This is a genomic window from Pantoea piersonii (genome assembly GCF_003612015.1).
Taxonomy (GTDB): Bacteria; Pseudomonadota; Gammaproteobacteria; order Enterobacterales; family Enterobacteriaceae; genus Pantoea; species Pantoea piersonii.
Genome location: NZ_RARB01000001.1, coordinates 305,534 through 325,821 on the forward strand (window position 1 = coordinate 305,534; position 20,288 = coordinate 325,821).

Annotated in this window: 19 protein-coding genes; 1 reads left to right on the forward strand and 18 read right to left on the reverse strand. The window is 58.1% G+C overall.

Annotated elements, in window-relative coordinates:
• Nucleotides 1-27 precede the first annotated feature (27 nt).
• From rlpA to leuS, 9 genes are all read right to left on the reverse strand, one after another.
• Nucleotides 28-1,089, reverse strand: a complete 1,062-nt coding sequence (rlpA, locus tag D7S44_RS01500) for an endolytic peptidoglycan transglycosylase RlpA (RefSeq protein ID WP_120451387.1) — start codon at nucleotides 1,087-1,089, stop codon at nucleotides 28-30.
• Nucleotides 1,090-1,099: 10 nt separating this feature from the next.
• Nucleotides 1,100-2,212, reverse strand: coding sequence for a peptidoglycan glycosyltransferase MrdB (mrdB, locus tag D7S44_RS01505; RefSeq protein WP_048783134.1), 1,113 nt, complete (start codon nucleotides 2,210-2,212; stop codon nucleotides 1,100-1,102).
• Between the two features lie 8 nt (nucleotides 2,213-2,220).
• Nucleotides 2,221-4,125, reverse strand: coding sequence for a peptidoglycan DD-transpeptidase MrdA (gene mrdA / locus D7S44_RS01510; RefSeq protein ID WP_120451389.1), 1,905 nt, complete (start codon nucleotides 4,123-4,125; stop codon nucleotides 2,221-2,223).
• 34 nt (nucleotides 4,126-4,159) lie between these two features.
• Nucleotides 4,160-4,630 carry a 23S rRNA (pseudouridine(1915)-N(3))-methyltransferase RlmH gene (gene rlmH, locus D7S44_RS01515; protein ID WP_033751828.1) on the reverse strand — a complete coding sequence of 157 codons (471 nt, stop codon included), beginning with the start codon at nucleotides 4,628-4,630 and terminating at the stop codon, nucleotides 4,160-4,162.
• A gap of 3 nt (nucleotides 4,631-4,633) precedes the next feature.
• Entirely contained in the window at nucleotides 4,634-4,951 is a 318-nt protein-coding gene (gene rsfS / locus D7S44_RS01520) for a ribosome silencing factor (RefSeq protein ID WP_120451391.1), read from the reverse strand.
• A 119-nt stretch (nucleotides 4,952-5,070) separates the two neighbouring features.
• Complete coding sequence (gene nadD, locus D7S44_RS01525) at nucleotides 5,071-5,715, reverse strand: nicotinate-nucleotide adenylyltransferase (protein WP_120451393.1); 645 nt, start codon at nucleotides 5,713-5,715, stop codon at nucleotides 5,071-5,073.
• Nucleotides 5,708-6,739 carry a DNA polymerase III subunit delta gene (gene holA / locus D7S44_RS01530; protein WP_120451395.1) on the reverse strand — a complete coding sequence of 344 codons (1,032 nt, stop codon included), beginning with the start codon at nucleotides 6,737-6,739 and terminating at the stop codon, nucleotides 5,708-5,710. Before holA ends, nadD begins: the two co-directional genes overlap by 8 nt.
• Complete coding sequence (lptE, locus tag D7S44_RS01535) at nucleotides 6,736-7,329, reverse strand: LPS assembly lipoprotein LptE (RefSeq protein ID WP_120451397.1); 594 nt, start codon at nucleotides 7,327-7,329, stop codon at nucleotides 6,736-6,738. Before lptE ends, holA begins: the two co-directional genes overlap by 4 nt.
• 14 nt (nucleotides 7,330-7,343) lie before the next feature.
• Nucleotides 7,344-9,926 carry a leucine--tRNA ligase gene (leuS, locus tag D7S44_RS01540; protein WP_120451399.1) on the reverse strand — a complete coding sequence of 861 codons (2,583 nt, stop codon included), beginning with the start codon at nucleotides 9,924-9,926 and terminating at the stop codon, nucleotides 7,344-7,346.
• 224 nt (nucleotides 9,927-10,150) lie between these two features.
• On the opposite strand from leuS, the gene D7S44_RS01545 reads away from it, so the two are divergent.
• The gene (locus D7S44_RS01545; RefSeq protein WP_120451401.1) at nucleotides 10,151-10,639 is read left to right on the forward strand and encodes a zinc ribbon-containing protein; all 489 of its coding nucleotides are present in this window, start codon (nucleotides 10,151-10,153) and stop codon (nucleotides 10,637-10,639) included.
• A 179-nt stretch (nucleotides 10,640-10,818) separates the two neighbouring features.
• Here D7S44_RS01545 and D7S44_RS01550 read toward each other — a convergent pair whose 3' ends face one another.
• The 9 genes from D7S44_RS01550 to miaB form a co-directional block, all read right to left on the reverse strand.
• Nucleotides 10,819-11,544 carry an amino acid ABC transporter ATP-binding protein gene (locus tag D7S44_RS01550; RefSeq protein ID WP_120451403.1) on the reverse strand — a complete coding sequence of 242 codons (726 nt, stop codon included), beginning with the start codon at nucleotides 11,542-11,544 and terminating at the stop codon, nucleotides 10,819-10,821.
• A complete protein-coding gene (gene gltK / locus D7S44_RS01555; protein WP_120451405.1) occupies nucleotides 11,545-12,222 on the reverse strand; it encodes a glutamate/aspartate ABC transporter permease GltK in 678 nt (225 codons plus the stop codon).
• Nucleotides 12,222-12,962, reverse strand: a complete 741-nt coding sequence (locus tag D7S44_RS01560) for an amino acid ABC transporter permease (protein ID WP_120451407.1) — start codon at nucleotides 12,960-12,962, stop codon at nucleotides 12,222-12,224. Before D7S44_RS01560 ends, gltK begins: the two co-directional genes overlap by 1 nt.
• A 155-nt stretch (nucleotides 12,963-13,117) precedes the next feature.
• Nucleotides 13,118-14,017, reverse strand: coding sequence for a glutamate/aspartate ABC transporter substrate-binding protein (locus D7S44_RS01565; RefSeq protein ID WP_120451408.1), 900 nt, complete (start codon nucleotides 14,015-14,017; stop codon nucleotides 13,118-13,120).
• Between the two features lie 421 nt (nucleotides 14,018-14,438).
• On the reverse strand, nucleotides 14,439-15,962 hold the full coding sequence (lnt, locus tag D7S44_RS01570; protein WP_120452833.1) for an apolipoprotein N-acyltransferase: 1,524 nt from the start codon (nucleotides 15,960-15,962) through the stop codon (nucleotides 14,439-14,441).
• A 4-nt stretch (nucleotides 15,963-15,966) separates the two neighbouring features.
• Entirely contained in the window at nucleotides 15,967-16,848 is an 882-nt protein-coding gene (gene corC, locus D7S44_RS01575) for a CNNM family magnesium/cobalt transport protein CorC (RefSeq protein WP_120451410.1), read from the reverse strand.
• Nucleotides 16,849-16,929: 81 nt separating this feature from the next.
• Nucleotides 16,930-17,403, reverse strand: a complete 474-nt coding sequence (gene ybeY, locus D7S44_RS01580) for an rRNA maturation RNase YbeY (RefSeq protein WP_120451412.1) — start codon at nucleotides 17,401-17,403, stop codon at nucleotides 16,930-16,932.
• Nucleotides 17,400-18,461, reverse strand: coding sequence for a PhoH family protein (locus D7S44_RS01585; RefSeq protein WP_120451414.1), 1,062 nt, complete (start codon nucleotides 18,459-18,461; stop codon nucleotides 17,400-17,402). The genes ybeY and D7S44_RS01585 overlap by 4 nt, the downstream gene beginning before the upstream one ends.
• Nucleotides 18,462-18,665: 204 nt before the next feature.
• Nucleotides 18,666-20,087, reverse strand: a complete 1,422-nt coding sequence (miaB, locus tag D7S44_RS01590) for a tRNA (N6-isopentenyl adenosine(37)-C2)-methylthiotransferase MiaB (protein WP_179256419.1) — start codon at nucleotides 20,085-20,087, stop codon at nucleotides 18,666-18,668.
• Between the last annotated feature and the right edge of the window lie 201 nt (nucleotides 20,088-20,288).

The window sequence follows — 20,288 nt, forward strand, 5'->3', positions numbered from 1 at the left end:
AACAGAGATGTCCAGCGCGGCGGCGGCTCAGCGACGCGCGCTGGTGATAAATGAAGCCTGGCCATTAGCGTTCAGGCGCTGCTGCAGCGCAGCGGCGTCGGCGCGGTTTTTAAAACTGCCGAGCTGAATGCGATAAACGTTGTTACCGGCATCCTCGACGGTGCCGCGCACGCCATACTTCTGTCCCAGGCTTTGCGCCATCTGCTGCGCGCGCGCAGCGTCGTTGATCGCGCCAACCTGCACCACGAAGCTGCCAGCCGGCTGTGCGGTCGCGCTGCTGGCGGCGGGCGCGGCGACAGGCTGCGGCGCAGGCTCGCTACTTTCCAGCACGCCGTTCGGCAGCGGCTGAGGCGCACCGAGGAAGCCGCTGCTGCGGACGGGCGCGCCCATATTGCCGTCGCCCTGCAGCGTGCTGTTGTCGACAGCGCGAATATCCTGCGCAGGCACCGGCGCGGCGGCAGGTTCGCTGGCGCCGTTCATCACGCCATTGCCGCCGAGATCGGGCCGGGCGGGCAGAGCATAGCTCTGCTTCGCCACGGTGGTGCCGATCGTGCCGGGACCAGAGAGCGTGCCGTCCGGCGCGACCTTAATGTAATCCACGCGCACGCGGGTATTGTTGGTGATATTAAGACGATCGCCCGCCGCGCGCGACAGGTCGATAATGCGTCCCGGCATATAAGGGCCGCGATCGTTGACGCGCACCACGATCTGGCGACCGTTGGCGAGATTGGTCACACGCACATAGCTGGGCAACGGCAGCGTAGGATGCGCCGCGCTCAGCGCGTCGGGATCGTAGCTTTCGCCTGTTGCGGTGCGTTTGCCCTGTGCCTCGTCGCCGTACCAGGTGGCTAATCCCACTTCGCTGAAGTTAGAGGGATCTTTGACGATACGGTAAGACTTGCCGTTCGCGCTGTAATCCTGGCTGGTGCCGGGATTAATGGGCTCATATTTCGGTTCAACGCCCGGAATTTCCACTACCGGGCCATTATAGGCCGGTTGCGGCGGCGCGGTGTTTTGCGATTCCGGTGTGGTAGTACAGGCGGTCAAAACCAGTAGTGCCAGAGCAACGGCAGGCCATTCCTTACGCATGTGCAGCCTCTTAAACGCTTTTAGATAACATTTTTCTGTGAGTATGGATCGACATCACAATGCCAAATCCCGCCATAAGCACGATGAGCGCCGAGCCGCCGTAGCTGACCAGCGGCAGGGGGACGCCAACCACCGGTAAGATACCACTTACCATGCCGATATTAACGAAAACATAAACGAACAAAATCAGCATTAATCCGCCCGCCATCACGCGGCCAAAGGTGGTCTGGGCGCGCGCGGCGATTACCAGGCCGCGCAGGATCAGCAGCAGATAGAGCACCAGCAGGATCAGCACGCCCACCAGGCCCAGCTCCTCGGCGAGTACGGCGAAGATAAAGTCGGTATGGCGCTCCGGCAAAAACTCCAGCTGCGACTGGGTGCCATGCAGCCACCCCTTGCCGCGCAGCCCGCCAGAGCCGATGGCGATCTTGGACTGAATAATATGGTAGCCCGCACCAAGCGGATCGCTTTCGGGATCGAGCAGCATCATCACGCGGTCGCGCTGATAGTCATGCATCAGGAAGAACCAGAGCACAGGAATAAAGGCCGCCACCAGCAGCACCGCCACGCCAATCAGCTTCCAGCTCATGCCGGAAAGAAACAGCACGAACAGCCCGGAGGCGGCAATCAGAATGGCGGTGCCGAGGTCCGGCTGCGCCGCGACCAGCAGCGTCGGCATAAAAATCAGGATCAGCGCGATGCCGGTATTCTTTAACGTCGGCGGGCAAACGTCGCGGTTGATAAAGCGCGCCACCATCAGCGGCACGGCGATTTTGGCGATCTCCGAGGGCTGAAAGCGCACCACGCCGAGATCGAGCCAGCGCTGCGCCCCTTTACTGATATGGCCGAAGGCGTCTACCGCAATCAGCAGTATCACACAGATAATATAGAGATAGGGCGCCCAGCCCTCATAGACACGCGGCGGCACCTGCGCCAGAACCAGCATCATCACCAGACCCATCGCAATCTGGCCGATTTTACGCTCCATCATGCCCGGATCCTGTCCGCTGGCGCTCCAGATCACAATAGCGCTGTAAGCGAGCAGCGCCAGAATCACCAGCATAAACAGTGGGTCGATGTGGATACGCGTCCAGATCGATCTTTTCTGCGGACTATCGTTCATCGACATCGTTATTCACCTTCATAGCCGGGCGGGGTAGGAGCCGCGTCCGGCAGAGCCGTATTGTTGTCGCCCAGCATAATGTGGTCGAGAATCTGTCTCATCACCGTACCGACCGCCGGGCCTGCGCCGCCGTTCTCCAGAATCATCGTGACGGCAACGCGCGGTTTATCATAGGGAGCGAACGCGGTCATTAGTTTGTGATCGCGCAGACGCTCGGCAATCTTATGCGCGTTATAGGTTTCGTTCTCTTTCAGACCAAAGACCTGCGCGGTACCGGATTTGGCAGCGATTTTATAGGGCGCATCGGCAAAGCTTTTATGCGCCGTGCCGTTGGCGCGGTTCGCCACGCCATACATGCCGTCTTTGGCGATCTCCCAGTAGCCGGAGTGAACATCGCCAATCGGCTCGCCCGGCGGCTGACGCCATGGCACCATGGTGCGTCCCTCGCGCGTGGCGCGTAGCAGGTGCGGCACTTTTATCACGCCGTCGTTAATCAGGATCATCAGCGCCTTGTTCATCTGCAGCGGCGTCGCGGTCCAGTAGCCCTGGCCGATACCGACCGGGATGGTGTCGCCCTGATACCACGGCTTTTTAAAGCGTTTCATCTTCCATTCGCGCGTCGGCATATTGCCAGCGCTCTCCTGTGGCAGATCGATACCGGTGCGGTGGCCGTAGCCGAATTTGTTCATCCACTCCGACAGGCGATCGATACCCATGTCGTACGCCACCTGATAGAAGAAGGTGTCCGCCGACTCCTCCAGCGATTTGGTCACGTTAAGGCGGCCGTGGCCCCATTTTTTCCAGTCGCGGTAGCGCTTTTCCGAGCCCGGCAGCTGCCACCAGCCTGGATCGAACAGGCTGGTGTTGCGGTTGATCACGCCAGCGCTAAGCGCGGAGACCGCCACATAGGGTTTCACCGTCGAGGCAGGCGGATAAGAGGCCTGAATGGCGCGGTTATAGAGCGGACGGTTTTCGTCGTTAAGCAGCGCACGATAATCTTTACCTGAAATGCCGTCGACAAAAAGATTCGGATCGTAACTGGGTGTGGAGACCATCGCCAGGATCTCGCCGGTACGCGGATCGCTGACCACGACCGCGGCGCGGCTGCCGGCCAGCAGCGTTTCGATATATTGCTGAAGCTTAAGATCGATGGTCAGCCAGATGTCACGTCCCGCCTGCGGCGACTGCTCATGCAGCTGGCGGATCACGCGGCCGCGGTTGTTCACCTCGACCTCTTCATAGCCGGTAATGCCGTGCAGCACATCTTCGTAGTAGCTTTCGATGCCGAGCTTGCCGATATCGTGCGTCGCGGCGTAGTTCGGCCATTTGCCCTCTTTATCGAGGCGTGCCACATCGCGGTCGTTAATCTTGGAGACGTAGCCAACGACGTGGGTCAGGGTAGGGCCGTAGGGGTAGTAGCGACGCTGATAGCCTTTCACCTCGACGCCAGGGAAGCGGTACTGGTTGACGGCGAAGCGCGCTACCTGCACATCGTTAAGGCCGACTTTGACGGGAATAGAGGTAAAGCGACGCGAGCGCTTGCGCTCTTTATCAAAGGCGTCGAGATCGTCGTCGGTAATATCAAGCACCGGGCGCAGATCCTGCAGCGTTTGCTTGAGATTATCGACCTTCTCCGGCACCAGCTCCGCCTGATAGATGGTGCGGTTAAGCGCCAGCGCGGTGCCGTTGCGGTCGTAGATAATGCCGCGGCTTGGCGCCACCGGCACCAGCTTGATGCGGTTTTCGTTAGAGCGGGTACTGTAATCTTCAAAGCGCAGAATCTGCAGGTGGTAAAGATTGACCACCAGCACGCTGGAAAGCACCAGAATTCCGAAGAACGCAATTAATGCCCGACGGACAAAGAGTTTCTGTTCGGCACTGTAATCGCGAAAGGCGTTGCTTTGTAATTTCATCCGCTACTTAAAATGTCGGGGTTTGCCTTACCGTTTATTCACGATGATAAGGATGATTGGCGGTGATGCTCCAGGCGCGATAAAGGCTTTCGGCGACCAGCACGCGCACCAGCGGATGAGGCAGCGTCAACGCAGAAAGCGACCAGCTCTGCTCAGCTGCGGCTTTGCAGGCGGGCGATAACCCTTCCGGGCCGCCAATCAACAGGCTAACGTCGCGGCCGTCCTGTTTCCAGCGCTCCAGCTGCTGAGCGAGCTGGGGCGTTTCCCACGGCTGACCTGGGATATCCAGCGTGACGATGCGGTTGCCCTTGCCGGTTGCGGCCAGCATCGCCTCGCCTTCTTTTTCCAGGATTCGCTTGATATCGGCGTTTTTACCGCGTTTTCCCGCAGAGACTTCTACCAGCTCCAGCGGCATATCTTTGGGAAAACGACGCAGATATTCAGTGAAGCCGGTTTGCACCCAGTCGGGCATCTTAGTGCCAACGGCCACAAGCTGCAGTTTCACGCGTCAGCTCCAGAGTTTTTCCAGCTCATAAAGCTGGCGGCTCTCTTCCTGCATGACGTGCACAATGACGTCGCCCAGATCGACCACCACCCAGTCAGCGGCGTTTTTGCCTTCTACGCCGAGCGGGATCAAGCCTGCGGCGCGCGATTCCTGCACCACATGATCGGCGATCGAAGAGACATGACGCGTCGAGGTGCCGGTGCAGATGATCATGCAGTCGGTGATGCTGGATTTACCCTGGACGTTGAGTGCGACGATATCCTGACCTTTAAGATCATCAATCTTATCAATAACGAACTCTTGGAGTGCTTTGCCTTGCAAAAGGTTCCCCTTTAATACGGATAGTAGCGGGCCGGCTGCTGGCCCCGATAAGGCAGCCAAAAAATTAAGCCGCGCAGTATAGCATGCCTTTGCCCGAGCAATATATGCCCGGTTTGCGGTTATTTGAGATAGAGGCCTGCGCGATCGATATAATCGATGACGGATGTGGGCAATAGTTGATCGCAGGACAAGCCCTGGCGGCGGCGCTGACGAATTTCCGTGGCGGAGATATCGACCAGCGGCGTATCGGCCAGCCAGATAAAACCGGCGGGCTGCTGATGCAGCTGGGCTGTTTCGCTCGCCAGATGCGTATCAAGCCAGCGCTGCATTTCCGGCGACGCCATTTCGGCCGGATAGCCCGGACGTTTGCACACCAGCAGATGGCAGAGCGACAGTAAATCCTGCCAGCGGTGCCAGCCTGAGAGGTTCAGCAGCGAGTCCTGACCAATAATAAATCCCAGTGGCTGCTGCGGTCCGCGTTCGGCGCGCAGCGCCTCCAGCGTCGCCACTGTCCAGGAGGGCGTTTCGCGCATCAGTTCGCGGGTATCGATATCAAACAGCGGCCTGTCGCGGATGGCGCAGCGCAGCATGTCGACGCGCTGCGACGCGCTCGCTTCCGGCTGCGGGCGATGCGGCGGCACGTTGTTCGGCAGCAGCAGCACGCGCGTCAGCCCGGTTTGCTGCGCCAGCGCTTCCACCGGCCGCAAATGGCCGAAGTGCACCGGATCGAAGGTGCCACCGAACAGGGCGTGTAGTTCAGACACTGGCGAAGCTCTCAGGGAAGTGGCGATGACAGAGCAGCAGCGACAGCGTCTCCAGCTGCGGCCAGATGCGCTGTCCATAATCCTGCTTTAAGGTTAATTCAATTTGCGCCAGCAGGCGAATCGCACGCTGCAGGCGTGCGCCGTCCAGGCGCTGCAGCGCCTCGGTAAAGAGCGCGCGGCGGTTCTGCCAGATGCGCTGCTGGTCCATTAACGCGCGCAACGGCTGCTGTGCCTGATGGCGCTGCAGATGCAGCAACGTCATGATATCGCGCTGCAGCGTGCGCAGCAGGATAACCGGCTCGCTATCCTCTTTTTCCAGCTGATGCAGAATATGCAGCGCGCGCTTGCTTTTGCCCGCCAGCAGCGCATCCACCCAGTGAAACGGGGTAAAGTGCGCCGCGTCGCTTACGGCTTCTTCGACGCGCGGCAGCGTAAGCTTGCCGTCGGGCCAGAGCAGCGACAAACGTTCCAGCGCCTGCGCCAGCGCCAGCAGATTGCCTTCATAGCAGTAGCAGAGCAGCTGGATCGCCGCGTCATCTACCGAAAGCTTCATGCTTCTGGCGCGCGCTGCCACCCAGCGCGGCAGCTGCGCCTGCTCCGGCGTCTGGCACGGCACCAGCACACCATGCGCGGAGAGTGCCTTAAACCAGGCGCTATTCTCCTGGGCTTTCGTCAGCTTCGCCAGACGGCAGATCAGCAAGATATCGCTGTGCAGCAGGCTCGCCAGCTTATTCAGCTGTTCAGCCATGGCGGCGTTGGGGCCGTTTTCCGGGAAGAGCAGCGTCAGCGTCTGACGTTGAGCGAAAAGGCTCAGGGCCTGACAGCTGGCAAAGAGAGTTTCCCAGTCGGTCTGGGCATCAAGCGTAAAACTGAAATGCTCTTCGAATCCCTGCGCGATCGCGGCGGCGCGTATCGCGTCGGCGCTCTCCTGCACCAGCAGCGGCTCGTTTCCGGCTAACAAATAGCAAGCGCGCAGCCCCTCGCGGAGCTGCGCGCCAAGTTGCTCAGGATAGATCCTGATCATTGCGTACTGGTAGCGGAAGAGGAGGAGGCTGGCGCGGGCACCGCAGGTTCGCTGGCCGACGCAGGCAGCGTCTCTTTATGGTTCATCTGCGCGGCGTGCACGGTCAGCAGTTTACGTACCAGCTGCTCAGCGGCGCGCTGACGCATCTCCTGCACGATCATGTCCTGCTCGGCATCTTTCGCCAGCGCCGCGTTCGGGTTATCAAAGAACGAACGATAAACCGTGGTGCTGATTGGATAGATGCCTTTGCCTGGCAGCAGAACCTGCGCCGACACGTTCATCATCAGCGAGTATTCCGCCGTCGTACCGCTGATAAACACCGAGGCGGTATCGCGGCCCTGCGTTTCCGCGCCAAGGCGCAGCGTAGGGATGTCGGTACGGTTCTGTTTCGTATCCTCAACAATAGTGACGTTGTTGATACGCAACTGCTGACGCACCGTACGAGCCAGCGGACCGTAAGGGTCGCCGCTGTCCAGGATCAGCGTTTTCAGCTCGGTCGGCACCTGGGTGGTGCCGCGCGGATGAAAACCACAGCCGGCGGTAATCATCACCGCCAGCAGGACAAACAGCCTGATAATCAGATGTCGCACAGTTCCTCCTGAACTTAACCTACGACCAGGTTAAGCAGTTTGCCGGGTACATAAATCACTTTGCGAATGGTGACGCCGTCAAGGTACTTCGCGACCAGGTGCTCCTGGGCAGCGCGCGCCTGAACCTGCTCCTGCGTCGCGTCGGCGGCCACGGTAATTTTACCACGGACTTTACCGTTTACCTGTACAACCACCAGCAGCGACTCTTCCACCATCGCCGCTTCGTCTGCTACAGGCCAGGCGGCGTTATCCACGCTGCCTTCGCCGCCCAGCTCCTGCCACAGCACATAGCTGGCGTGCGGAGTGAACGGATAGAGCATACGAACAACGGCCAGCAGCGCTTCCTGCATCAGCGCGCGATCCTGCTCGCTCTCCTGCGGCGCGCGCGCCAGCTTATTCATCAGTTCCATAATCGCCGCGATAGCGGTGTTAAAGGTCTGACGACGGCCAATGTCATCGGAGACTTTGGCGATGGTCTTGTGCAGATCGCGACGCAGCGCTTTCTGCTCGTCATTCAGGCTGCTGAGATCCAGCGCGACCGTCGCGCCTTTCGCCGTGTGTTCATACGCCAGCTTCCACACGCGCTTCAGGAAGCGGTTAGCGCCTTCAACGCCTGACTCCTGCCACTCCAGCGTCATTTCTGCCGGCGACGCGAACATCATAAACAGACGGACCGTATCTGCGCCGTAACGCTCAACCATCAGCTGCGGGTCGATGCCGTTGTTTTTCGACTTCGACATTTTGCTCATGCCGGCGTAAATCACTTCGCGGCCCTGATTGTCGGTCGCTTTAACGATGCGGCCTTTCTCGTCGCGCTCGACGGTGACGTCAACCGGAGAAACCCAGTTACGCTCGCCGTTAGCGCCGAGGTAGTAGAACGCATCTGCCAGCACCATGCCCTGACACAGCAGGCGCTTCGCCGGTTCACTGGAGGTCACCAGGCCCGCGTCGCGCAGCAGCTTGTGATAGAAGCGGAAATACATCAGGTGCATGATGGCGTGTTCAATACCGCCTACATACTGATCCACCGGCAGCCAGTAGTTGGCCGCAGCCGGATCCAGCATGCCTTCATCATAGTTGGCGCAGGTGTAACGCGCGTAGTACCAGGAGGACTCCATAAAGGTGTCGAAGGTGTCGGTTTCACGCAGCGCAGGCTGGCCGTTAACCGTGGTTTTCGCCCACTCCGGGTCAGCTTTGATCGGGCTGGTAATGCCGTCCATCACCACATCTTCCGGCAGGATCACCGGCAGCTGATCTTCCGGTGTCGGCATGACGGTGCCATCTTCCAGGGTCACCATCGGAATCGGTGCGCCCCAGTAACGCTGACGGGATACGCCCCAGTCGCGCAGACGATAGTTGACCTTACGTACGCCGACGCCTTTAGCGGCCAGCGCATCGGCGATGGCGTTGAAGCCCGCTTCATGGCTCAGGCCGCTGAATTCGCCAGAATTGAACAGGGTGCCTTTTTCGGTCATGGCGGCGGCGCTGACGTCCGGCTCGCTGCCGTCCAGGTTCAGTACCACCGGCTTAATCGGCAGATCGTATTTGGTGGCGAATTCCCAGTCGCGCTGATCGTGCGCCGGTACCGCCATAACGGCGCCGGTGCCGTACTCCATCAGGACGAAGTTAGCGACCCAGACCGGCACGTTGTCGCCGGTCAGCGGATGAATGGCGAACAGACCGGTCGCCATGCCTTTTTTCTCCATCGTCGCCATATCGGCTTCGGCCACTTTGGTGTTGCGGCATTCGGCGATAAAGTCAGCCAGCACCGGGTTGCCCATGGCGGCCTGCAGCGCCAGCGGATGGCCCGCGGCGACTGCGACGTAGGTCGCGCCGAGGAAGGTATCCGGACGCGTAGTATAGACGGTCACTTTCTCTTCGCTGTCAGCGACGTCGAAGGTGATCTCGACGCCTTCAGAGCGGCCAATCCAGTTGCGCTGCATGGTTTTGACCTGCTCCGGCCACTCTTCCAGCGTATCGAGGTCGTTGAGCAGTTCATCGGCATAGTCGGTGATTTTCACGAACCACTGCGGGATCTCTTTACGCTCAACTTTGGTGTCGCAGCGCCAGCAGCAGCCGTCAATGACCTGTTCGTTCGCCAGCACCGTCTGATCGTTCGGGCACCAGTTCACCGCCGAGGTTTTTTTGTAAACCAGGCCTTTTTCATAGAGTTTGGTGAAGAACCACTGTTCCCAGCGGTAGTATTCCGGCTTACAGGTCGCCAGCTCGCGGCTCCAGTCATAGCCGAAGCCCAGCAGTTTGAGCTGGTTCTTCATATATTCGATATTGTCGTAAGTCCAGGGCGCAGGCGCGGTGTTGTTTTTTACCGCTGCGCCTTCCGCTGGCAGGCCGAACGCATCCCAGCCAATTGGCTGCAGTACGTTTTTGCCAAGCATACGCTGGTAACGAGCGATCACATCACCGATGGTGTAGTTACGCACGTGGCCCATATGTAGGCGGCCGGAAGGATAGGGCAGCATGGAGAGGCAGTAATATTTCTCTTTGCTCTCATCTTCGGTCACTTTGAACGTTTGGTTTTCGTCCCAGTGTTGCTGGACGCGGGATTCTATCTCTTCCGGGCGGTATTGCTCTTGCATGGCAGCCTGTGGTCCTTAATGAATAACGCTTAGCTTACTTTAAGATCCGCATAGCATACCCATATGACTGCCGGTCAACAACACTTCACCGCCCTGTTGCGGCGATTTCTCGCGGAAGGCCGCATCCTCCCGTCATATTCCGATCCGCTTTCCTAAACAACACGGCAACCGGCGCAAAGCGGCTAAACTTAAAGCTGGCTTACCCGCGCAGAAAGGAGAATAAAATGAACAAAGTGGCGCAAATTTACCGTGAATCCCTGGCCGCGCTGACGGAGCGTTTGCGTCAGGGCGATCGGGATATCGACGCGCTGGTGTCATCGCGACGTCAGCAGTTGATGGCCAGCGAGTCCGCGACGACGGGCGAGATCGATCAGGCCCTGGCGGCGGTTCGACGCGATTTAGAGGAGTTTGCACGCAGCTATCAGGAGGTCCATCAGCCAGAGAAGGTCAATGATTCGCTGTTTATGCGCGTTATCCGCGAGAGTTTGTGGAAAGAGCTGGCAGACATTACCGACAAAAGCCAGCTGGAGTGGCGTGAGGTCTTTCAGGACCTGCATCATCACGGCGTTTATCAGAGCGGCGAGGTGGTAGGACTGGGCAATCTGGTGTGCGAGAAGTGTCACTTTACGCGTGCGATTTATACGCCGGAAACCTTAACGCGCTGTCCTGAGTGCGGTCACGATCAGTTTCAGCGTCAGCCATTTGAACCTTAAGGCTGGGCACACTCTCAGACCGCTGAGGAGTCTTGAACAGCGGGTGGCATGGACTGAAGATCAAAGCGTCCCGCGACAACGATGTCGCGGGACGAACGGGCAGGGAGGCCGTTTTTTGCGCCTTTGCGATCGGACCATGTCACCCGCGTGAGTACGGAGCCACAGGTCCGAGCTAACGTTTAGTGCAGAATTTTCGCCAGGAACTCTTTTGCGCGATCCGACTGCGGATTATTGAAGAAGTCATCTTTACGCGTATCTTCGATAATCTTTCCTTCATCCATAAAGATAACGCGGTTCGCCACCTTGCGGGCAAAGCCCATCTCGTGCGTCACCACCATCATCGTCATCCCTTCCTGCGCCAGCTCCACCATCACGTCGAGCACTTCATTGATCATTTCCGGATCGAGCGCCGAGGTCGGTTCGTCGAACAGCATTGCGATAGGGTCCATACAGAGCGCGCGCGCAATGGCTACGCGCTGCTGCTGGCCGCCCGACAGCTGGCCGGGAAACTTCTGCGCATGGGCGGAAAGTCCCACGCGATTCAGCAGCTTCAGGCCTTTTTCCCGTGCGGCGGATTTGTCACGCTTCAGCACTTTTACCTGCGCCAGCACCAGATTATCGATAATGCTGAGGTGCGGAAACAGTTCGAAATGCTGGAAGACCATGCCGACTTTGCTGCGCAGCTGCGCAAGGTTGGTTTTTTTATTATTCACTTCGGTGCCGTTCACCAGAATGGTGCCCTGCTGAACCGGCTCCAGTCCGTTAACGGTTTTAATCAGGGTCGATTTGCCCGAGCCTGACGGCCCGCACACCACGACCACTTCTCCTTTCTGGACTTCGGTCGTGCAGTCGGTCAGCACCTGAAAGTGACCATACCACTTAGAAACGTTTTTCAGGTTAATCATTTAAACCGTCCTTTTTCTTTTTAGATAGCTGACCAATAGCGAAGCGCTCAGGCTGATCGCGAAATAGACCAGACCAGCAAAGAGAACCATTTCTACCTGGGTGCCGTCACGCTCGCCGATAGTCGACGCGGTGCGGAAGAAGTCAGCCAGGCTCAGCACGTAAACCAGCGAGGTATCCTGAAACAGCACGATGCCCTGCGTCAGCAGCAGCGGCACCATGGCGCGGAACGCCTGCGGCAGAATAATCAGCTGCATCGACTGCCAGTGCGTCATACCCAGCGCCAGCGCGGCGTTGGATTGCCCGCGCGCAATACTCTGGATACCGGCGCGAATAATTTCCGAGTAGTAGGCCGCTTCGAATAGCGAAAAGGCGATCATCGCTGAAATCAGGCGGATATCCGTCTTGGGCGACAGCCCCAGCACCTGCTGCAGGAAGCTCGGCACCACCAGATAGAACCACAGCAGCACCATCACCAGCGGGACAGAGCGGAACAGGTTCACATAGATCCGGGCGAACCAGCTGATCGGCTTGAAGGTCGACAGACGCATCACCGCCAGCAGCGTGCCCCAGATAATGCCGAACACCACCGCGGTGACGGTGATCTTTAACGTAATCACCATGCCGTTAAGCAGATAGGGCAGGCTGGGAGGAATAGAACTCCAGTCAAACGCGTACATTATTTCCCTCCCATATTACCCGGCAGGCGCACCTTGCGCTCCACCAGGCTCATAATCATCATGATCACCAGGTTAATGGCGATATAGGCCAGCGTAATCGCGGTAAAGGACTCGTAGGCGTGCGCGGAGTAGTCGAGCAGCTTGCCCGCCTGCGCCGCCATATCCACCAGCCCGATCGTCGAGGCGATAGCGGAGTTTTTCACCAGGTTGAGCATTTCCGAGGTCATCGGCGGCACAATCACGCGGTAGGCGTTGGGCAGTAGCACATAGCGATAGGTTTGCGGCAGAGTCAGGCCCATCGCCAGGCCAGCATTTTTTTGCCCGCTCGGCAGCGAGTTGATTGCGGCGCGCACCTGCTCGCAGACGCGCGCGGCGGTAAACAGCCCGAGACAAATTACGGACGCGGTGAAGAACTGGATATTGGGATCCAGCTCCGATTTAAACCACATGCCGAGCTTTTCCCCAACCAGCTCTGGCGCCACCAGATACCAGAAGAAGAACTGCACGATCAGTGGAATGTTGCGGAACAGCTCCACGTAACAGGTGCCGATCGTCGAAAGCAGACGGTTAGGCACGGTACGCAAAATGCCGAATAAGGATCCTACAAGAAAGGCGATAATCCAGGCGCAGCAGGAGACCGCAACGGTCACCTGAAATCCGGACCACAGCCAGCCAAGGTAGGTCGTGTTGCCGAACGGGGCCTGTTCGAGAAAGATGCCCCAGTTCCAGTCGATACCCATAACGAGCTCCGGTAAAAAAGGGTAGCTAAGCTACCCTGAAGATTGATGAACGGCGTCTGTATGGCCTGCTTCAGGGGAACGACCTGAGCAGCTTGTCTGTCCGCGCCGGGTTTTCAGCAATCGAGAGGGCAGCGAGGCCGCCCTTGTTGTCGTTGTTAGTTAAGTGCTTTGTCGTTCGGCGTCTTAAACAGCGTCTGCATATCCGCAGAGAGATCGAAATTCAGGTTCAGATTCTTCGGCGGGATCGGCTGCTTGAACCAGGTATCGAACCACTTCGCGGCTTCGCCTGAGGTCTGCGCTTTAGCGATGGTGTCGTCTACCAGCGTTTTGAATGAGGCATCATCTTTACGCAGCATACAGCCATAGGCCTCTTTCGACTGCGGTGTGCCGACGATCTCCCAGTTGTCTGGTTTCTTCGCTTTGGCGCGTTCGCCTGCCAGCAGCGCGTCATCCATCATAAAGGCGACGGCGCGACCGGTTTCCAGCGTGCGGAACGAATCGCCATGGTCTTTAGCGCTGATGATGCGCATATCCATCTTTTTCTCGTCGTTCAGCTTATGCAGCAGCACTTCTGAAGTGGTGCCGGAGGTGACGACCACGGTTTTGCCTTTCAGATCGTCGAAATCTTTAATGTCGCCGCCTTTTTTCACCAGCAGACGCGTACCGATAACGAAAATGGTGTCGGAGAACGCCGCCTGTTTCTGGCGCTCAAGGTTGTTGGTGGTGGAGCCGCACTCAAAGTCGTAGGTGCCGTTCTGCAGCAGCGGAATACGGTTCTGCGACGTGACGGGGATCATCTTCACCTGCAGATCCGGTTTATTCAGCTTCGCTTTAATGGCGTCCACGATGGCGTTGGAGTAAGCCTGCGAATAGCCCACAACTTTTTGCTGGTTGTCATAATAAGAAAAAGGAACAGATGACTCGCGATGCCCCACGACGATGACGCCACTGTCGCTGATTTTCTTCAGGGTGCCGCTGAGATCTTCCGCCTGGGCCGCTCCCGCTGCTGCTACGCCTGCCAGCAAAAGTGATAATGCCACTTTGCGTATCTGCATGGTCCAACTCCTTCAAGAGATGTTGCGCAGAATATAAACTGCGCAGATGTGTGATGTTGTGTGTATTTCCTGCTGCTTTTTTTGTTATCTCACCGCTTCAGCGCGCTAAGAATATTCACTAACATAGCGGATTGTTAACGTTATGAAACGAAAAAGTTTCTTTTTTTGCGAAGTGTTCCGCACCAAATTGAGGCGTATTTCTGGCGTTGCGCGTTAAAGGTGCGTCGCATTGCCTTTTAATGGTGCAGGACAGCCCGTTTAACCCGCCTGTCAGCCTGGCTTACAGGAAACCTGTGTTACTGATAGCAAGCATCGTGCCAGTTAACAGGCGCAGCAGAAAATCGGGGATGAGGGCGTAAAACAAGCGGAAAACGGAGGAGAGGAGGGCGGCGAGCACTGCGCTCACCGCCACTACGGCAGGTCAGGCCTTGCGGCGCCACAGCGCCAGCAGCGCAGCGCACAGCGTCAGCAACCAGACCGGCCAGAGACCAGCATGGGCGTAAGGAGTTTCGCCAGTGGTCGGCGTCACCTTATCCAGCAGGACGCCGCGAATAAACTGCGGCAGGATCTTTTCTACCTCACCCTGCGCGTTCACCACGGCGGTGACGCCGTTATTGGTGCTGCGCAGCAGCGGGCGACCCAGTTCGAGCGCGCGCATCCGCGCCATCTGAAAGTGCTGCCAGGGACCGATAGAATGACCGAACCAGGCGTCATTGGAGACGGTCAGCAGGAAATCGGTATCAGGATGGAAGTTAGCGCGCACCTGCTCGCCCAGCACGATTTCATAACAGATCGCGCTGGTGAGGTTATAACCCGCCGCCCTCAGCTGCCGCTGCAGATAATCGCCGCGGCTGAATGACGACATCGGCAGATCGAAGAAGGGCGCCAGCGGACGCAGCAGGCTCTCCAGCGGCACAAACTCGCCGAAAGGCACCAGGTGGTTTTTCTGGTAGCGGTTCTTGCTCTGATAGCTGTAAGGCGTCTCGCCGCCCAGCACGATAACCGAGTTGTAGTCGTGATAGCGATTCAGCTCCAGACGGGAGTCGACAATGCCGGTGATCAGCGAGCTGCCGCGCTCGCGCAGCTCTCCATCAAGCGAGCGCAAAAACGGCTGCTGGTTGCTTTCCAGATCGGTAATCGCCGACTCTGGCCAGATAATCAACGGCGCTTTGCCCATCAGCGGCTGGCTCAGGCCGTTATAGGCACGCAGCGTGTTAAGCAGCTCCTGCGGATCCCACTTCATCGACTGCGGAATATTGCCCTGTACCAGCGCGACCTCGACGCTGCGCGCCGGTTGCGGCTGGGTCCAGTGGATATAACGCAGCGGCCAGGGCAGCGCCAGCAGCAGCAGCGCGGCGATGGCGCTCTTTGCATTGCGCTGGCGAATGGCGTAAGCCAGCAGGCCGGAAATCGCCATCAGCAGGAAGGTCAGCGTTTCTACCCCCGCCAGCGGCGCTAAGCCTTTCAGCGGGCCGTCGATCTGGCTGTAGCCGAACTGCAGCCAGGGAAAGCCGGTCAGCACCCAGCCGCGCAGGAACTCGCTGAGTTGCCACAGAGCGGGCGCCGCCAGCGCCAGGCGCCACAGCGTGGCGCGCGGCCAGAAACGGTTAAGCACGCTGGCGAACAGCGCCGGATAGAGCGACAGATAAGCCGCCAGCAGAATCACCAGGAATACGTTGACCGGGCCAGGCATGCCGCCAAAGGTGGCGATGCTGACGTAGACCCAGTTTACGCCGCTGCCGAACAGGCCGAAGCCCCAGGCAAAGCCGATGGCGGTGGCCTGACCGTTGCGACGATCCAGCGTCAGCAGCTGCAGGCCGCCCAGCGACAGCAGCGCGGCGGGCCAGAAGTCATAAGGAGAGAAGGCAAGGGTGCCGAGGGCACCCGTCAACAATGCCAGCAACAAACGTACCCGCTGGCGCGGGTAAAGTGAGGCCAGAGACATAGAGTTATTCGTCATCCAGTTGGGGTAGCGGCGAGTTTTCCGGAATTTTTACATGCACCTGGATGATGCGACGACTGTCGGACATGGCGACCTTGAAATGATAGCCGTCGATGTCAATGCTCTCTCCCCGTCCGGGAAGATGGCCAAATCCCTGCATGACCAGTCCGCCAATCGTGTCCACTTCTTCATCGCTGAACTGCGTGCCGAACACCTCGTTGAAATCTTCAATCGGGGTCAGGGCGCGTACCGTATAGGTCTGGCGGTTCAGCTGACGGATATCGCGATCTTCTTCGTCATCATACTCATCTTCGATCTCACCGACGATCAGCTCAAGGATATCCTCGATAGTGACCAGGCCGGAAACACCGCCGAATTCGTCGATAACGATCGCCATATGATAGCGCTGAGAACGAAACTCTTTCAGCATGCGATCGACGCGTTTGCTCTCCGGCACCACAACCGCCGGGCGCAGCACTTTTTCCATGCTGAACGGCTCTGATTCGCTGCTCATAAACGGCAGCAGATCTTTCGCCATCAAAATGCCTTCAACATGGTCTTTGTCTTCGCTGATAACCGGGAAACGCGAATGCGCGGACTCGATAATCACGTCAAGGCACTCATCCAGCGACTGGTTGCGCTTCAGGGTAATCATCTGCGAACGCGGGATCATGATGTCGCGCACGCGCTGCTCTGCAATATCCAGCACCCCTTCGAGCATGTCGCGGGTATCTTCGTCAATCAGCTCTTTTTGCTCGGAGTCGCGGATCAGCTCCAGTAGTTCATCACGGTTTTGTGGTTCGCCGTGAAAAAGTTGGTTGATAAGCAGGGAAAAAAATCCCTTTTTACTACTGGGTGCATCGCTGTTTTGAGAATGGTCGTCGCTCATGGCGTTTTTTTACAGATCTCTCTGGTGAGGTGGGTCGCTGTCGGCGCCCTCGCCGACAGCCGGGTAATCTGAGCCAGCGGCTCAGGCGTCTTCTTTTTCCGAAATGTACGGATCGGGATAACCAAGAGCAAGCATTATCTCTTTCTCCAGCGCTTCCATCTCTTCGGCTTCGTCATCTTCGATATGGTCGTAACCGAGCAGATGCAGCGTGCCGTGCACCACCATATGGGCCCAGTGAGCCTCGACGCTTTTCCCTTGTTCTTCCGCCTCTTGCTCTACCACCTGACGACAAATGATCAGGTCGCCCAGCAGCGGCAGCTCAATGCCCGGCGGCGCTTCAAAGGGAAAGGAAAGGACGTTGGTCGGCTTGTCTTTGCCGCGATAAGTCAGATTAAGCTCATGGCTCTCCGCCTCGTCCACCAGACGAATAGTGACTTCGCTTTCTGGCTGAAAAGGGGTAACCGCCGCTTCCAGCCAGCGCTGGAAAGCGGCCTCGTCAGGCAGGCCGCCGGTCTGTTCGCAGGCCAGCTGCAGGTCAAGAATTACCGCGCTCATTTACTCTCCTGCGCCTCGCTCTGCGCCGCCAGCGCTTCGCGTTTCCGCTCTTCCGCCAGCCTGTCGCGGCGTTTCTGGTCCGCTTCTTCCCAGGCTTCATAGGCGGTTACGATGCGCGCTACCACCGGGTGACGCACCACGTCTTCGCTCTGGAAGAAGTTGAAGCTCAGCTCCTCGACTTCCGAGAGCACTTCAATGGCGTGGCGCAGGCCCGATTTGGTGCTGCGCGGCAGGTCGATCTGCGTGACGTCGCCGGTGATGACCGCTTTGGAGTTGAAGCCGATACGCGTCAGGAACATCTTCATCTGTTCGATGGTGGTGTTCTGGCTTTCATCAAGAATGATAAAGGCGTCGTTCAGCGTGCGGCCGCGCATATAGGCAAGCGGCGCCACTTCAATCACGTTGCGCTCCATCAGCTTCTCAACGCGCTCGAAGCCCAGCATTTCGAACAGCGCGTCATAGAGCGGACGCAGGTAAGGGTCGACCTTCTGGCTCAGATCGCCTGGCAGGAAGCCGAGCTTTTCGCCCGCTTCTACCGCCGGACGCGTCAGCAGAATACGGCGAATCTCCTGACGCTCCAGCGCATCCACCGCCGCGGCGACGGCGAGATAGGTTTTACCCGTACCGGCCGGCCCGACGCCAAAGGTGATGTCGTGGTCGAGGATATTGGCAATGTACTGCGCCTGGTTCGGCGTGCGCGGCTTGATTACGCCGCGCTTGGTCTGGATATGTACGGCTTTGCCGTAGTCCGGCACGCTATCGGCGGTCTGCTCCAGCACGCGGCTCTCTTTGATCGCCAGATGAATTTGTTCTGGCTCGATATCCGGGATGGTGCCGCGTACCGGCGCGGTATCGACATAGAGCGTGCGCAGAATATCTTCAGCGGCGTTAACGCAGAGCGCGCGGCCAACCAGCTTAAAGTTATTGTCGCGACGGTTGATCTCAATGCCCAGACGACGCTCAAGCTGCTTCACGTTGTCGTCAAACGGACCGCACAGGCTCATCAGTCGGCGGTTATCAGCCGGTTCAAGGGTGATTTCACGAGTTTCGATATTCAAACGAATCCTTTGGGTCACTCAGGGCCAGTTAGAATGGGTGCTGATGCCGGGTTGATTAACGACGGCACTTTAAGAAATTATTTATGGCATGTCGCCGGGGCGCAAGCGTAGCTAATGATATTTGGGTCGCGCGTCCAGAAACCAAGGGAGGACAGAAGAAAAGAGCGGCGACGCGGTGGGCGCCGCCGCTGACTGAAAAGCGTATCAAGGCTGGAAGGTGCCGACGCCGATTTCGTTCTCTTTGCGCGTGCGCGCGATAACCGATGCCGGGCTTTCTACAATGCGCAGCCCCATCTCATCCTCGGTGCGCACCACTTTGCCGCGCAGTGAGTTAGTGTAGACGTCGACGATCTCTACATCGACAAATTTACCGATCATCTCCGGCGAACCTTCGAAGTTCACTACGCGGTTGGTCTCGGTACGGCCTGACAGCTCCATCACATTTTTACGCGAGGTGCCTTCCACCAGAATACGCTGCACGGTGCCAAGCATACGGCGGCTCCAGGCCATCGCCTGCTGATTGATGCGGTCCTGCAGAATATAGAGACGCTGCTTTTTCTCTTCTTCCGAGACGTCATCCGGCAGGTCCGCCGCTGGCGTACCGGGACGCGCAGAGTAGATAAAGCTGAAGCTCATGTCGAAGTTGACGTCGGCGATCAGCTTCATGGTCTGTTCGAAGTCCTGCTGAGTTTCGCCAGGGAAACCGATGATAAAGTCGGAGCTGATCTGGATATCCGGACGCGCAGCGCGCAGCTTGCGGATAATCGCTTTATACTCCAGCGCGGTATGTGCACGTTTCATCAGCGTCAGAATGCGGTCCGCGCCGCTCTGTACCGGCAGGTGCAGGAAGCTCACCAGCTCCGGCGTATCGCGGTACACTTCGATAATGTCGTCGGTGAACTCGATCGGATGGCTGGTGGTAAAGCGAATGCGATCGATGCCGTCAATGGCGGCCACCAGGCGCAGCAGCTCGGCGAAGGTGCAGATTTCGCCGTCAAAGGTCGCGCCGCGATAGGCGTTCACGTTCTGGCCCAGCAGGTTGACTTCACGCACGCCCTGCGCCGCCAGCTGGGCGATCTCCAGCAGAATATCGTCGCATGGACGACTCACTTCTTCGCCGCGCGTATAGGGCACCACGCAGAAGGTGCAGTATTTGTTGCAGCCTTCCATGATGGAGACGAACGCGGTCGGGCCTTCCGCACGGGGTTCCGGCAGACGGTCAAATTTTTCGATTTCCGGGAAGCTGATATCCACGATCGGGCTTTTGCTGCCGCGCACGCTGTTGATCATTTCCGGCAGGCGATGCAGGGTTTGCGGGCCGAATACGATATCCACGTAGCTGGCGCGCTGGCGAATATGTTCCCCTTCCTGCGACGCCACGCAGCCGCCGACACCGATAATCAAATCAGGGTTGCGCTCTTTTAAGGTTTTCCAGCGGCCTAACTGATGGAAAACTTTCTCCTGCGCCTTTTCGCGAATAGAGCAGGTGTTGAGCAGCAGAACGTCCGCCTCGTCAGCATCCTCGGTCAGCGTGTAGCCGTGGGTACTGTTCAGCAGGTCAGCCATCTTGGATGAATCGTACTCATTCATCTGACAGCCCCAGGTTTTGATATGCAGTTTTTTCATTGTCGAACTAGCCATTGATTCAGTGCAGTGAAGTGCAGGGCGCGTATTGTAATGCTTTGACGCTGTTGTGACCAGCGCATCGCCGTCATACTTCGCATACAGCGACCCTGAAGAGACGCGAACGCTGACCATTCTCTCCGCCCTTGCCGGGCATTTCTGCCGGCCGGGCGTTTTTCCGGTACACTTTGCGCCAGTTATCCC